This is a genomic window from Pseudomonas sp. TMW22090, assembly GCF_022496665.1.
Lineage (GTDB): Bacteria > Pseudomonadota > Gammaproteobacteria > Pseudomonadales > Pseudomonadaceae > Aquipseudomonas > Aquipseudomonas gregormendelii.
Genome location: NZ_SCFH01000006.1, coordinates 32,150 through 44,377, shown reverse-complemented (window position 1 = coordinate 44,377; position 12,228 = coordinate 32,150). Strand labels below are relative to the sequence as shown.

Below are 12,228 nucleotides of genomic sequence, written 5' to 3'. Positions count from 1 at the left end.
AGCGCCGACAGCGCTATCGCCAGACCGACATAAACCTGTTTAAAGCAGTTTTTTTCAGCGCATTTGTACGCTTCTTTGCAGTACTCTTGGCCACGGCAGTTTCCCCGGCAGAGGGAAACCCGTGAACCCGCCTTGCGTGTAAACCATCGATCACTTGTTGTGAGGTTTATATGCGCATCACTTCCCAGCTCATCTGCCAGGCCGCCGACCAGCTCAAGGGTTTCGTTGGCCTCAACCGCAAAACCGGCCAATACATCGTACGTTTCAGCGAGGATTCCTTCGGCATGGACGTGGCGGATGACGGCATTATTCCTGTGAGTGAGTTCGTCTGGTCGCCTGGGCCGGGGCAGGGCATGACGCTCAACCGGGAGTCGATTCAGTTGCTGCTGGATCAGAACATCGATGACCGGATCAACGTGACCGAACCGTTGCGGGTGTACATGAACCGCAGGGAAGTGCCGCAGATTCTGGCGCAGCGCAGTCTTGTGCAGGGGTGAGGCGTACCGACGAAGTGGCCCGACCAGCCGCCAGATCAATTGTTAGTTGGCGGGTGCTCGAGCACAAGGTGCTGGTGCATTTGCGAAGTGAGGTTCTCGATGCGCTCGGTCAGCGCTTTTGTCATCTCGGTCAGGCGAGTGTTCTGTTCCAGCAATTCCAATAACTGCGCGGAGTTGTGCGCGGCCTGTGCCTGGCGCTCGGTGTTGGCCACCGCCAGTGCTTCGCGGTGCTGGGCGTCGGCATCCGACTGGGCTTTGTCCCGTGCTGCCTGGCGAGTCTGGGCCAATAGAATCAAGGGCGCGGCGTAGGCTGACTGCAGGCTGAACGCGAGGTTGAGCAGGATGAACGGATACAGATCGAAGTGCGCCACGCCAAATACATTGAGGCACACCCACAGCACTACGATCAGCGTCTGTGCGCCGAGAAAGGTCGGGGTACCGAAGAACCGCGCGAATGCCTCGGCGCGCAGGGCGAACTTGTCGGTGCCAAAGGTCGGGGCGAGGTGAGCATGACGGCGGTGGAACCGCAGGTGATCGACAGGGGCTGCGGGTTTGGAATCAGTCGTCGTGGTCATGGTGCTCTCTGCGGGTCGTTAGGACAGAGCCACACTATAGCGCTGGCGCCGGTTTCATTCTGAAACACATCGCGAAGTTTCATGCCGCGTCAGCGCAACGTTGACCAGCGGTCAGACCTTGTCATTTATGCCAGCTGATAACAGGCCAGGAACATATCCAGGGCCGAATCCACCACCTGGTCCTGCATCGCGGCCTCAATGCTCGGCAAACCCAGGGAGATCTGTGGCCAGAACGCGAATGACTTGAGCATGCCTTGTATCTGATGCGCGGCGAAGGCCGGGTCGACCGGCTTCAGGCGACCATCCGCCTGTGCTGCACGAATCCACACCGTCAGGCCTCCCTCGCGCTCGTTCATGCGCGCAACCATGTCCTGCCCGCGCTCGGGGGAATGGATGGTGGCAGCAATGGCGACGCGCGCCAGGTTGAGAAAATTCTCATCCCCCAGCGTGTGCATCTTTGCCATCAGCAACTGGCGCATCTGGCCGCGCAGGGGCTGGTCGGGCTGGTACGCCACGTCCTGTTCGGCGGTGACCCGGGCCCACAATTGATTGAGGATCTCGGCAAACAATTCCTCTTTGCTCGGGAAGTGGTTGTACACCGTGCGCTTTGACACGTCTGCCGTCGCGGCAATCTTGTCCATGCTGGTGATGTCGAAACCGTTGGCGCGGAATTCGGCAATGGCAGCCTGGATGATGGCTTCGCGTTTTCGATCGGTCAGGCGCTTTGGAGCTGTCATAAGTACGCTTCGGCAGGAAGAGAGAAGAATTACACTCAGCAGTTTACTTGTGATCGGCTTTGATGCAACCTTGAAACTACACCGTGCAGTGTAATGTTGTGTTAATCCTGCGCTGGTAAAAATAGATTTCTGGCTGATGCGTGCATGCTTGGCCATTCATCCCGGTTCACCGAGCCAACACGCAATCGTTTGCGCTCGTTCTGGAGTTTTTTATGGCCATCTCTGATTCAGACACGGTTCGCGAACCTGAATCTTCCCGTCAGGTCGAAGGGCTCTTTCGCAACCATGCCCCCGTCCAGCGCGAAGGCCTGCGCAAGATGCTGCGCATCATGTGGAACATGATCTTCCACAAACCGCGCAACACCCGCCCAGCCGCCGCGGTGCCGGTGCAGCCGCTGACCCGCGAGGCGCTGATCGCCGCACCCAATCACAGCGTCTACCGCCTTGGCCACTCGACTGTATTGCTGAAAATGCGCGACAAATTCTGGATTACTGATCCGGTGTTCGCCGAACGCGCATCGCCCGTGCAATGGGCCGGGCCCAAGCGCTTTCATCAACCGCCGATCAGCCTCGAAGCACTGCCGCCGATCGAAGCGGTGATCCTCTCCCATGATCATTACGATCACCTGGACTATCAGGCCGTGCTCCAGCTCGCAAGCAAGGCCAACTATTTCCTCGCGCCGCTGGGTGTCGGTGACACGCTGATCAAGTGGGGAATCGATGCCAGCAAGGTGCGACAACTGGACTGGTGGCAAGGTACCGAGGTCGACGGCATCCAGTTCATCGCCACGCCGTCGCAACATTTTTCCGGGCGTGGTCTGTTCGATGGCAACAGTACGCTATGGGCTTCGTGGGTGATGATCGACGCCGATACGCGGATCTTCTTCAGCGGCGACAGCGGGTACTTCGATGGCTTCAAGCGCATCGGTGAGCAGCACGGCCCGTTCGACCTGACGCTGATGGAAACCGGCGCCTACAACGTCGAGTGGCCGCATGTGCACATGCAGCCTGAGCAAACCCTGCAGGCGCACATCGACCTCAAAGGGCGCTGGCTGCTGCCTATCCACAACGGTACTTTCGACTTGTCGATGCATGCCTGGTACGAACCGTTCGACCGCATCATGGCACTGGCCTGGGAGCGCAGTGTGTCGATAACGACCCCGCAGATGGGGGAGGCGTTTAACCTGAAGCAACCTTGTCGCGGGGAAGCCTGGTGGTACGAAGTCGAGCAGCCGGTTTACCAGAACCAACAAAGCCCGGGGTAAAAGCTACGGCTTGGAGTGAGTATTCGTACGTGATCTGAGGAACGGTGATGATGCAGTTCTGAACAGTCTCGGCAGGCTGGCGAGTCAGTGAGTTCTGTCACTGGCCATCCGTCATCGCACGGTTGGTGAATGTGTAGTCTTCAGGCGAATACCACTTCAATTCGGCCCTCTTTCCTTGAACGGGGGGCTGACTTGATAACGATCTGCACATCACGCCCGAGTAATAACAGGCAGTCCATCATCTTGGACTCGCTGATGCCACGAAACTTTCCTCGCAGCATTTGCGAAAGCTTAGGCTGTGTCAGCCCTAGAATTTCGGCCGCTTGAACTTGGGTCAAATGCCGGGCCTTGATGATCTCGCCAATCTTCGCCGCCAACTGGGATTTGACCTGCATTTCACTGGCTTCGGGTGTCCCGAGGTCTTCGTAAACGTTGCCGCTGCTTTTTTCAATTTCAATCATTCTTCGATCCTTTTGCGTGAGCCTGCGCTGCCTGGAGTCTCGTTCTGATTAATTCGACGTCGCTCTGCGCCGTTTTAATTCCCGAAGATGACTTTTTTTAAAGCAGTGCAGAACGTAGATGGCATTGCCAAATCTCACCGTGTAGACCGCACGAGCCCACAGGAGCGACTTCCTTGTGCTCATATAAAAATATACCTATATTGGTATATTCGTCAATCCATGATCGCTCACTCAACCATCGCATAATCCGCCCGACCCACAGGATTGGGCGTCGACCCGCGCACATTCATACCCCGACCCGGCGCAAAACCCGGGAAGAACGCCAACCCTTGCGACTCAAACCGATAGGCCAACGCCAGCCGCGTGACATCCAGCACCGGCTGCTGATTCTCGAATCGTTGAATGGCCTCCACCGACACCCCGGACTCTCGGGACAACTCTTCGATACTCCAATCCAGCATGGCCCGGGCCTGGGCGCAGTGGGCGGGGGTGAATTGGAAAAGGGCGATGCGTTCCAGGGTGATTTTGATCGCTTGAGAGGCCATGATGTTCTCCGGGCTCGAGAGTGCTGTTTTTGATCTACTGTGTTTTTGTACAGTGGTTTTGCGCCCGGATCAAACTCATTTTTCGTTTTTTACACTTTCGTCCCCTTCAGCCAGACGGACGGCGCCTGCCCCAGCACCCGTCGAAACATCGTGGAGAACGCCGCCGGGCTGTCATACCCGAAATCCAGGGCGATCCGCGTTACCGGTGAGCCTTGCGCCAATCGCGCCAGCGCCAGTACGACGCAGTCGCGCTGGCGCCATTGGCTGAAGCTCAAGCCTGTCTGCAGGCGAAACAGACGATTGAACGAACGCAGGCTGACGTGCAATGCATCAGCCCACTGCTGCGGCGGTTGATGAGCGTCGGCGTTCTGCAGAAACCCCTGGCACAGCGCGAGCAACCTGGGCTCGACCGGCAGCGGAATGTGCAACGGCAGGTGCGCGCAGCGGCGCAGTTCATGCAGCAACAACTCGATCAACACGCCATCGCGCCCGCGCTCGTCATACTCCAGGGGCATTTCCACCGCCTCCAGTAGCAAATTGCGCATCAAGGGCGAAACACCCAGCACCTGGCACCGGGGACCTAAATCGACGGCGGCGGGCTCGACGTAGAGGCTGCGCGTGCTCACCCCTAACATCAGCACCTCATGGGCCACACCCGCCGGAATCCACACCGCTCTTTGGGGTGGCACCACCCAGTTGCCCTCGCGCGTGCTGACCTGCATCACCCCGGTAGCGCCATACAACAGCTGTGCCCGACGGTGTATATGACGAGGTAGCAGATAGCCGTAGGAATAATCCGTACCCGTCGCCACCACCGCTCGCGGCGTGTCGTCCAGTACTTCAATCGAAACATTGCGCATCGAACAACGTCCATTTTTGGCGTAAACGCAAACATTATTGGCTGACTTGCTGAAGCAGGCCAAGGCGCTTCGCTCTATCGTCGACCGCTCCCACTGACGGACGACACACAATGTTCTACCTCTTGCTGGCATTTTTCGGCTGCATGACCGGCGTCACCGCCGTACTGTTCGGCTTCGGCGGCGGCTTCGTGGTGGTGCCACTGCTGTACAGCATGCTCATGGCCAGCCACGGCGCCGACTCCCCCATCGGCCAAGCGGCCATGCACATTGCCGTTGCCACTTCTACCTGCGTAATGATCGTAAACGCCCTGGTCGCCACCGCAAAACACTGGCGCGCCGGCAACCTGATTGGCCATTACCTGTGGCCATTGGCTGGATTTATTGGGCTGGGCGCGATAGTCGGCGCTGTCGCCGCCATGTGGGTCAGCGGCGCAGTTGTTCGATATGCCTTCATCGCCTACCTGGTCGTGACAATCGTCGACTGCCTGTTCAGACGCGGATTTCTTTCCCATGCCGAGAACCGAATGCCACGACGGTTGGAGAGGGCAGAAGTGTCCGCAGGCGGCGTAGGCATCGGCGCCATTGCGACCTTTCTCGGCGTAGGCGGCAGCGTCATGACTGTGCCCCTGCTGCGGCGCTGCGGGCTAAGCATGAGCCAGGCGACCTCCATGGCGAACCCGCTGAGCTTGCCCGTGGCCCTTGCCGGGACAGTCACTTATATGGCGATGGCTAAGCTCGATTTGGGACCTGGATTTATGGGTTATGTGGATGTGCTGGCGTTTGCGGTTTTGACGCTGGGGTCGTTGTTGGGGATTCGATTGGCCGCGCCCTGGATCGGGAGAATTGCCGATCGAGTTCATGCGCGTGTTTACATTGGCCTGCTGGTTTTGGTGATGCTGGGGATGTGTGTCGGGTAGGTTGAGTTACTTCTCAGCCAGCCCCGGCGCTTCCCGAACAATGAAGTGGTCCAGGTTCTCTATGTTCGCAGTGAATACCCCGAACGTCTGCTCGGGGTTTTTCTTGCTCGGCACCTGCTTCAATTCCGGCGTGACCCCGTAGAAGAAACAAAACAGTTCTTTATCGCTGTCGATGGCGTGCTTGATCTCTTGCAGAAACGCTTTGCGCTTGCGGTAGTTCTCGATCAGCTTCTTGCTCAGGTAAACGTTGACCGAATAGGGCTTCTTCTTCGCCTCGTCCGCTTGCTTGAACCAGACCTTCTGTTCGAAATCGATGCGAAAGCTTTGGGTGTAGTCCTTGATCTCCTTGATCTTGCCCCAGTAGATCAAGCCCTGATTGTCCTGCAGGTATTCGACCTTCTTGAAGAACGAGGCATAAGGTGCGGTGTGCTCGCCAATCTTCAGCGGTGTGCGCTTGAGCAGTTCCTTGTCACCGAAGTTAGAGACAAAACACTCCACCGGGTGCGCGAAGACCGTGGTCTTGTCCGGCGCCGAATCGTAGGTCGGGTGTTCGCCATGGTCAGCGGCCGAAGGTGCTTTCGCAGTGTTGCGCACTGCATCCGGAGCCAAGGCCGGGCTCGGCGGTTTACGCACGTACTGCCGCCGAGTGAGTAACAGCTCGGATGGGAAATGTTCCTCCCGACTGTCATCTCCTTCCACCCCGTCTACCCCTGGCGCCGCCGACTTGAGACTGACGTAAGGGCAATCTGCAACATGGCGGGTGCCGGGTGTGTTCTTGAAATGCGGGGTGCGAACGTAGTTCACGTTTTTGGCGTTGAACGTCGTCAACACATTCGCCGCATCAAATGCCGCCCGGCAAGCATCGTTAGGGCACTGGAAGTGTTCCTTGGCGGAATCGAACGCCATCGTCTCGTCGAAATTCAAATCGCGCACGTCATAGATCGACAGCTTGGTGTCGAGGCTGAGGCAGTAGGCGAGGTCGAATTTCATGGTGGGCTCAGGTCCTTGCAGGTGCGAGCTTGCTCGCAATGGTTGCTAACGATAACGCATAAAACCTGACACCTCGCGGCGTTTCGGCTTTCGTCGCAACCCCTGCCCGCCGGTGATCAACCCTGGCGGATGTCCACCAACCGGGGCTTGGCAATTGACAGGTAATCCTGCGTATCGAGCACCATTGATGCATCCAGCCGACCGGCGTTGAAGGCGATTTCGCCGTAGCCCGTGGTCAGGGACGGGTCGACGATCAATTGAATCCGCTCATCGAAGGTAAACGGAGGGATGGCGCCGATCCTGCACCCGGTCAACTGCATGGCCGTTTGCGCGTTGACCAGCTCGGCTTTTTTTCCGCCCAGGGCCGCGCCGACTTTCTTCATATCGAGCCTCTGGTCCCCTGGCAGTATCACCAGGGCGTAGGGTTCGGCCTGACCCTTTAGCGCGCAGAGCATGGCTTTGGCGCCTTGGCCGGGTTCGGTGCCCCGCAGTTCGGCGACCCGCGCCGACTGCCCCTCGGCATCGTGCATCAACACCCGATAGGTGGCGGCGTGGGCATCGAGTAGCGCCACCAGGCGATCAAACATGGGCTGCATGGGCTTTCCTCAGATTTTCAGTAGCAGGTCGTAGGACAGTTTGCTGATCAGCATCACCAGCAACACCAGAAACAGCGCCCGGACAAAGGGCACGCCTTTACGCACCGCCAGCCAGGTGCCGGTCAACGCGCCCAGGATGTTGAAGACCGCCATGGGGAGGGCGATCAGGTACAGCACGTTACCTGTCGGGATGAAGAACATCAGCGCCGCCACGTTGGTCGCGATGTTCACCAGCTTGGCCGACGCCGAGGCGTGCAGGAAGTCGAAGGCGAAGCAGCGAATAAACAGGAAGATCAGGAAGGAACCGGTGCCAGGGCCGAACAGCCCGTCGTAGAAACCGATGGCACCGCCGATGACGACCGCCAGCCACTTCTGCCGGATACCAATGTGTGTGGGGGTGTGCAGGGCGCCGAAGTCCTTTTTACAGAAGGTGTAGATCGCCATCACCACGATCAATACCAACACCATCGGGCGCATCACCGACTGGGGCACGAACGAAACCGTGGCCGCGCCGAAGAAGGCCATGACAAAGGCGGCGCAAGCGGCTGGAATTACCAGCCCCCAGTTGATCACCACCTTGCGCACGAAGGACCTGGCCGCGAACGCGGTGCCGAACGCGGCCGCGACCTTGTTGGTGCCCAGCAGCGCTGCCGGTGGGGCGGCCGGCAGCACGTTGAACAACGCGGGTATCTGGATCAGGCCGCCGCCGCCCACCGCCGCATCAATCAGGCCCGCGGCGAAGGCGAACACACAAAGAATGACAATATCGACCATTAACATCAGGCTCTTGCGATGAAGGGTTGTTGGGGGTTCAGCGCCAGCACCCGGGCCGGGTCGTTGACCCCGAAAACGCGCAGCAGCCAGCGGTCGCGCCCGTCGTAGCGCGGGGTAAAACCTTCCCTGGCATGCAGGGTTTGCTGGTTCTTGAAGATCAGCATGTCCCCCGGTTGCAGCAGGACGGGGCGTACCACATCGGGGTGATTGGCGGCGGCCTCGAACAGCTGCAGGGCCAGGTTCGCGATGGCGCCGGTGGCGGTGACACTGGCCTTGTTGTAACGGCAAAACAGCTCGCCGGTTGCGCTTTTGTACAGCAGGGGCACCTGTTCCAGCACATTGCCCGGCTTGCCGAAAGACACCGGTCGGCAAATAGCGAACTGCGGTTGAGACAAGGCTGTTGCAACCCAGGCGGGCAACATGGCCAGCACCTCGCTAATGGCAACGATGCGGGTCGGCACATCCAGCTCGCAGCGCAGACCGGTCAGGCACAGGTACTCCGGACAGGCCGACAACGCTGAGACCGGTTCGCAGGTCAAGGGCAGGTGCGGGTTGTCGACGTGCATGCACAGGTCCATGCGCGACCCGTAAGAGCTCTTTTCGTCTTCACACTGTGGCTTGGGTGACACGTGGCGGAACACCGTGTCGTCGTTTTCACCCTCGTAGGCCACCGGATGGGTGTGCAGGGTTTGCAGCACCGCCAGGATCGCGCCGGCCACGACCGGCAGTTGCTCGATACCCGGCGCCCTGTCGTAGGGGGTGGCGGGCAGGTGTGAGTCCAAGGGCAGCCCCCTGATGATCATTGCCTCCTCGGGGGCCTTGGGGAAGTTGCGCAAGCGATCGATTTTTTCACTGCAAAGGGCGCTCTCAAGCAACTGCCCCAAGGCCGGCATGTGACGGATACCCGAGAGGCTGTCGGTCACGGACAGGGAAGCCAGGCCGGCGCGAAGCGCTTGCTGCTCCTGGAACGAGATATGAACCTGCGGTATCGCCTGACGGGTTGAACTCGCTGAGTGACTGCCCTGCCAGTCACGAATCTGTTCCCCCCCGGAGGCCTTTGATGTCCCGATTATTTTTTCCATCTTGGTCATGTCCATTTGCTCCTGGTTGCCTACATCCTTGTAAGTTGAGCGCGAAGGTTAACGGACCGGTCTTTTTTGTGTTGCAATGCCACGTTGCGATAACTGCAATGAGGTGATCAATGGCTCTGGATCAGCTGTGGGCGCTCGAAGCCTTCGTGACCGTAGCGCGCAAGCGCAGCTTCATCGCGGCAGCACGCGCGCTGGGGCGCTCCCCCAGTGCGGTGACCCGCGCCGTTCAAGGCCTGGAGGAAAGTGCCGGGGCCAAGTTGTTTAATCGCTCCTCCAGCGCCGTAAGCCTGACCGAGGCGGGTGAACGCTTGGTGCCCCATGCCTGCAAAATGCTGGATGTGCAACGTGAGGCGGATGAAGACCTGGCTGGTCTCAGCGGCATGGCGAGCGGCTGGGTGCGTTTTTCCGCCCCGGAGTTCCTCGGCCACGGTGTTTTGCCGCAATTGATCGCCCAGTACGCCGAGCGTTACCCGGACGTGAACGTCGACGTGATCTTTACCGATGAGACCCTCGACCCGGCCAAGAGCAAGCTGGACTTCTCGATACGCGGCGCGTTCGCGCAATCCAGTGACCTGATCGGCTATCCACTCTGGCGTTACTCGCGTCATCTGTACGCCAGCCCCGGCTACCTGCAGCGGCGCGGCACGCCTGAAACCATTGACGCGCTGGAAGCCCACGCGCTGATCCTGCACACGGCGCCGCGCATCCTCAAGGAATGGAATTTTCGCAGTGAGCAGCAGGCCATCAGCCTTCGGGTACATCCACGGTTTCGTTTCAGCTCGGGCGTGGCGGTATTCCAGTCTGCCCTGGCGGGCATCGGCATCGCCCGCCTGGCGGACTGGCTGGCGGAGCCCGAAGTGCAAGCGGGGCGCCTGCGCCGGGTCTGCCCCGAGTACCGGCTCACCTCCAGCAACGGTGACAACCCGCAGATGCACGCGGTATACCCGGCCGGGAACTTGCCACTGCGGGTGAAGGCGCTACTGGAGGTCATTCGAGCCTTTGGTGACAGTGTTGAGCGCAAGCACGAGCCTTAAACCGCGAACCTTTTGATTGAGCACAATCGGCCCTCGAGGCCCGGGAAACGTATCGGGTGTCATCGTGCTTACAGAGCTGCACGATGTTCTTTGGTTGGCACGCACTACCGGCGGATTCCCTGCAACAGATTGCGGTTGTCGTTCGCAGCGGAAACAATGCAACGGCCAATTCGGCAACGCGTCTCAGGGAGGGTTTATTGCAATGATCAGAACCCTCGCATCGCTCGTCACCCAAGGGGTCGCAAAACGTCCTCCGGCCTTAGGTAGACCTTGTGTGGAGAGGCAGTTTCATCCGTCACGACAAAATCGCTTACGATCATCCAGAACGGAATGAACACACTGACCTAAAGGACGCGCCCCTCATGCGAATACCCCTTCCTCAAATCAACCAGCGCCTGAACAACCGCCGCTTCACCGTAGCCGGCAACACCCACGGACTCTCCGGCACTGGCACGGTGTTCCATTACCTGGTTGAGGGCGATGGCATTTCAAGCACCTACCAAGGCGGCCGAATTCGCATGGGCCACCAGGTTGGCCGCGTGACCGGCGCCGATACTATCGAGTTGCTTTATCACTGCATCACCACCGAAGGCGAAATCCTGGCTGGCTGGTCCCGTGGCACGGTAGGCGTTGATGAGGCGGGGCGGACTACGCTGGTGTTTGTTTGGGGGTGGTTGTCGGGGGCGAGTGGCGGTGGGGAGTCGAGTTATGTTGAGGTTTTGGAGTAGCGGGGTGACCGAGCAATCACTACCGGCTCCAAAGAGGCCAAGTAGTTGCGAGCGTTGCTGCTCGATATGGTTGGAGCGTACGGGTGATGTACGGATGCTCCTTGACATGGTGAGCGTTGTACGGCTATGGTCCGTACCGTAAGGCTAGATATGTCCCGCCTACTGAACCTAAAACTGAACCACTAAGGGACTTACCATGAAGCTTAAAACGGTAAAGGTGCGCAAGCGCCTCTAGGATAACCATTTAAAAGGGAAAACCACTGACTACACAAAAGGCATTCTCATGACTGAATTACTAGAACTACTTAAAGCGCCAAAAACTGCAAGGCTTGAAATCAAGACCACGGATATCGCGAAAGAAACTATCCGAAAAGCAGCACTGCTATCTGGCTTAGACATGACGTCTTTCATAATGTCTTCCGCTTTTGAACGTGCTGAAGCTGTACTTGAAAACCACAGAAGGATTGAGGTTTCGGAAAAAACCTTCGCCCGACTACAAGAAGTACTCAATGAGGACAAAAGCGCGAAGCCTACCAAGGCTTTGATAAATTTGATGAGAGGGACTCATGGAAACTACAGAGACCGTAACGTGTGAAATCGACTGCAATTTGCTAGCAACGTTTGAGAAGTACAACTTCCCTAAAGACTTCGACTGCGGGCTACCGCTAATCAATGAATATTTCAATGGTCGGCTGCGTCGGGCCTTGAAAAGCGAAAACGTTAAAGGCATCGGCGCAATTGTCGGCCACGATCTCTTGGGGTTTTGCACCCTAACCGTCAGTGAAATCACGCGGGAAAAGGCGAAGCCTGGGCTTTCCAAGGCGACGAATCTAACGAAACAGATTCCCGTCGTACGGCTCGTCATGCTTGGCGTGGATAAGAAGCTTCAGAAGTGTGGGGTAGGCCTCGCCCTGATGCGAAACGCTTTGATAGAAACAGCACGACTGCATATGCAGATACCCATTAAAGGCTTGTATTTGGATGCAGCCCCTGGTGCTGTCAAATTCTACAGCCGGCTTGGCTTTAAAGTTCTGGGTGACCCTGATGAACATCAGGGCACACCGATGCTGCTGGGTATCTGCGTAATCATGGAGGCATATAATGATTGCCTGGAGAGCGCAGACGAGCTCTAGCAGAGTCTGCCTATGTCGTTATCAA

17 protein-coding genes are annotated in these 12,228 nt (G+C 58.3%); 7 read left to right on the top strand and 10 right to left on the bottom strand.

What is annotated here, in order from left to right; all coding sequences use genetic code 11:
• The first annotated feature begins 170 nt into the window (after window positions 1-170).
• Window positions 171-497, top strand: coding sequence for a DUF2025 family protein (locus EQV97_RS17515; RefSeq protein ID WP_225569423.1), 327 nt, complete (start codon window positions 171-173; stop codon window positions 495-497).
• Between the two features lie 35 nt (window positions 498-532).
• On the opposite strand, the gene EQV97_RS17510 is transcribed toward EQV97_RS17515, so the two are convergent.
• Together EQV97_RS17510 and EQV97_RS17505 are read right to left on the bottom strand one after the other, a co-directional pair.
• Complete coding sequence (locus EQV97_RS17510) at window positions 533-1,072, bottom strand: DUF1003 domain-containing protein (RefSeq protein WP_122840207.1); 540 nt, start codon at window positions 1,070-1,072, stop codon at window positions 533-535.
• A 125-nt stretch (window positions 1,073-1,197) separates the two neighbouring features.
• Window positions 1,198-1,809, bottom strand: a complete 612-nt coding sequence (locus EQV97_RS17505; RefSeq protein WP_225569422.1) for a TetR/AcrR family transcriptional regulator — start codon at window positions 1,807-1,809, stop codon at window positions 1,198-1,200.
• Between the two features lie 212 nt (window positions 1,810-2,021).
• Here EQV97_RS17505 and EQV97_RS17500 point away from each other — a divergent pair, with 212 nt between their 5' ends.
• On the top strand, window positions 2,022-3,074 hold the full coding sequence (locus EQV97_RS17500; RefSeq protein ID WP_240889364.1) for an MBL fold metallo-hydrolase: 1,053 nt from the start codon (window positions 2,022-2,024) through the stop codon (window positions 3,072-3,074).
• A gap of 140 nt (window positions 3,075-3,214) precedes the next feature.
• Here EQV97_RS17500 and EQV97_RS17495 read toward each other — a convergent pair whose 3' ends face one another.
• The 4 genes from EQV97_RS17495 to EQV97_RS17480 form a co-directional block, all read right to left on the bottom strand.
• Window positions 3,215-3,535, bottom strand: a complete 321-nt coding sequence (locus EQV97_RS17495; protein ID WP_122840210.1) for a helix-turn-helix transcriptional regulator — start codon at window positions 3,533-3,535, stop codon at window positions 3,215-3,217.
• Between the two features lie 48 nt (window positions 3,536-3,583).
• A complete protein-coding gene (locus EQV97_RS17490) occupies window positions 3,584-3,718 on the bottom strand; it encodes a type II toxin-antitoxin system RelE/ParE family toxin (protein WP_240889363.1) in 135 nt (44 codons plus the stop codon).
• A 44-nt stretch (window positions 3,719-3,762) separates the two neighbouring features.
• Window positions 3,763-4,080: a helix-turn-helix transcriptional regulator gene (locus tag EQV97_RS17485; RefSeq protein WP_122840212.1), complete on the bottom strand. Its 318-nt coding sequence runs from the start codon at window positions 4,078-4,080 to the stop codon at window positions 3,763-3,765.
• 89 nt (window positions 4,081-4,169) lie between these two features.
• The gene (locus tag EQV97_RS17480) at window positions 4,170-4,940 is read right to left on the bottom strand and encodes a helix-turn-helix transcriptional regulator (protein WP_240889362.1); all 771 of its coding nucleotides are present in this window, start codon (window positions 4,938-4,940) and stop codon (window positions 4,170-4,172) included.
• A gap of 110 nt (window positions 4,941-5,050) precedes the next feature.
• Here EQV97_RS17480 and EQV97_RS17475 point away from each other — a divergent pair, with 110 nt between their 5' ends.
• Window positions 5,051-5,857, top strand: coding sequence for a sulfite exporter TauE/SafE family protein (locus tag EQV97_RS17475; protein WP_240889361.1), 807 nt, complete (start codon window positions 5,051-5,053; stop codon window positions 5,855-5,857).
• Between the two features lie 6 nt (window positions 5,858-5,863).
• Here the strand turns inward: EQV97_RS17475 and EQV97_RS17470 are convergent, their stop codons facing one another.
• From EQV97_RS17470 to EQV97_RS17455, 4 genes are all read right to left on the bottom strand, one after another.
• Window positions 5,864-6,847, bottom strand: coding sequence for a hypothetical protein (locus EQV97_RS17470; protein ID WP_240889360.1), 984 nt, complete (start codon window positions 6,845-6,847; stop codon window positions 5,864-5,866).
• Window positions 6,848-6,963: 116 nt separating this feature from the next.
• A complete protein-coding gene (locus EQV97_RS17465) occupies window positions 6,964-7,443 on the bottom strand; it encodes a YbaK/prolyl-tRNA synthetase associated domain-containing protein (RefSeq protein ID WP_225569417.1) in 480 nt (159 codons plus the stop codon).
• 9 nt (window positions 7,444-7,452) lie between these two features.
• Window positions 7,453-8,217 (bottom strand): TSUP family transporter, encoded by a 765-nt coding sequence (locus EQV97_RS17460; protein ID WP_225569416.1) that lies wholly within the window; start codon window positions 8,215-8,217, stop codon window positions 7,453-7,455.
• A 5-nt stretch (window positions 8,218-8,222) separates the two neighbouring features.
• Window positions 8,223-9,308 (bottom strand): TauD/TfdA family dioxygenase, encoded by a 1,086-nt coding sequence (locus tag EQV97_RS17455; protein WP_240889359.1) that lies wholly within the window; start codon window positions 9,306-9,308, stop codon window positions 8,223-8,225.
• A 110-nt stretch (window positions 9,309-9,418) separates the two neighbouring features.
• Between EQV97_RS17455 and EQV97_RS17450 the strand changes: the two genes are divergently transcribed.
• The 4 genes from EQV97_RS17450 to EQV97_RS17435 all read left to right on the top strand — a co-directional run bounded on the left by EQV97_RS17450 (window position 9,419) and on the right by EQV97_RS17435 (window position 12,203).
• Window positions 9,419-10,342, top strand: coding sequence for a LysR family transcriptional regulator (locus EQV97_RS17450; protein WP_240889358.1), 924 nt, complete (start codon window positions 9,419-9,421; stop codon window positions 10,340-10,342).
• Window positions 10,343-10,704: 362 nt separating this feature from the next.
• Window positions 10,705-11,070, top strand: coding sequence for a hypothetical protein (locus EQV97_RS17445; protein WP_240889357.1), 366 nt, complete (start codon window positions 10,705-10,707; stop codon window positions 11,068-11,070).
• A 283-nt stretch (window positions 11,071-11,353) separates the two neighbouring features.
• Window positions 11,354-11,665, top strand: coding sequence for a DUF1778 domain-containing protein (locus EQV97_RS17440; RefSeq protein WP_225571137.1), 312 nt, complete (start codon window positions 11,354-11,356; stop codon window positions 11,663-11,665).
• A complete protein-coding gene (locus EQV97_RS17435) occupies window positions 11,637-12,203 on the top strand; it encodes a GNAT family N-acetyltransferase (RefSeq protein ID WP_240889356.1) in 567 nt (188 codons plus the stop codon). The genes EQV97_RS17440 and EQV97_RS17435 overlap by 29 nt, the downstream gene beginning before the upstream one ends.
• The last annotated feature ends 25 nt before the right edge of the window (window positions 12,204-12,228 follow it).

Bases quoted from the DNA above. Each gene is read 5' to 3' on its own strand.
- EQV97_RS17515 (WP_225569423.1), top strand. From the start codon at position 171: ATGCGCATCACTTCCCAGCTCATCTGCCAGGCCGCCGACCAGCTCAAG.
- EQV97_RS17510 (WP_122840207.1), bottom strand. From the start codon at position 1,072: ATGACCACGACGACTGATTCCAAACCCGCAGCCCCTGTCGATCACCTG.
- EQV97_RS17505 (WP_225569422.1), bottom strand. From the start codon at position 1,809: ATGACAGCTCCAAAGCGCCTGACCGATCGAAAACGCGAAGCCATCATC.
- EQV97_RS17500 (WP_240889364.1), top strand. From the start codon at position 2,022: ATGGCCATCTCTGATTCAGACACGGTTCGCGAACCTGAATCTTCCCGT.
- EQV97_RS17495 (WP_122840210.1), bottom strand. From the start codon at position 3,535: ATGATTGAAATTGAAAAAAGCAGCGGCAACGTTTACGAAGACCTCGGG.
- EQV97_RS17490 (WP_240889363.1), bottom strand. From the start codon at position 3,718: ATGAGCACAAGGAAGTCGCTCCTGTGGGCTCGTGCGGTCTACACGGTG.
- EQV97_RS17485 (WP_122840212.1), bottom strand. From the start codon at position 4,080: ATGGCCTCTCAAGCGATCAAAATCACCCTGGAACGCATCGCCCTTTTC.
- EQV97_RS17480 (WP_240889362.1), bottom strand. From the start codon at position 4,940: ATGCGCAATGTTTCGATTGAAGTACTGGACGACACGCCGCGAGCGGTG.
- EQV97_RS17475 (WP_240889361.1), top strand. From the start codon at position 5,051: ATGTTCTACCTCTTGCTGGCATTTTTCGGCTGCATGACCGGCGTCACC.
- EQV97_RS17470 (WP_240889360.1), bottom strand. From the start codon at position 6,847: ATGAAATTCGACCTCGCCTACTGCCTCAGCCTCGACACCAAGCTGTCG.
- EQV97_RS17465 (WP_225569417.1), bottom strand. From the start codon at position 7,443: ATGCAGCCCATGTTTGATCGCCTGGTGGCGCTACTCGATGCCCACGCC.
- EQV97_RS17460 (WP_225569416.1), bottom strand. From the start codon at position 8,217: ATGGTCGATATTGTCATTCTTTGTGTGTTCGCCTTCGCCGCGGGCCTG.
- EQV97_RS17455 (WP_240889359.1), bottom strand. From the start codon at position 9,308: ATGACCAAGATGGAAAAAATAATCGGGACATCAAAGGCCTCCGGGGGG.
- EQV97_RS17450 (WP_240889358.1), top strand. From the start codon at position 9,419: ATGGCTCTGGATCAGCTGTGGGCGCTCGAAGCCTTCGTGACCGTAGCG.
- EQV97_RS17445 (WP_240889357.1), top strand. From the start codon at position 10,705: ATGCGAATACCCCTTCCTCAAATCAACCAGCGCCTGAACAACCGCCGC.
- EQV97_RS17440 (WP_225571137.1), top strand. From the start codon at position 11,354: ATGACTGAATTACTAGAACTACTTAAAGCGCCAAAAACTGCAAGGCTT.
- EQV97_RS17435 (WP_240889356.1), top strand. From the start codon at position 11,637: ATGGAAACTACAGAGACCGTAACGTGTGAAATCGACTGCAATTTGCTA.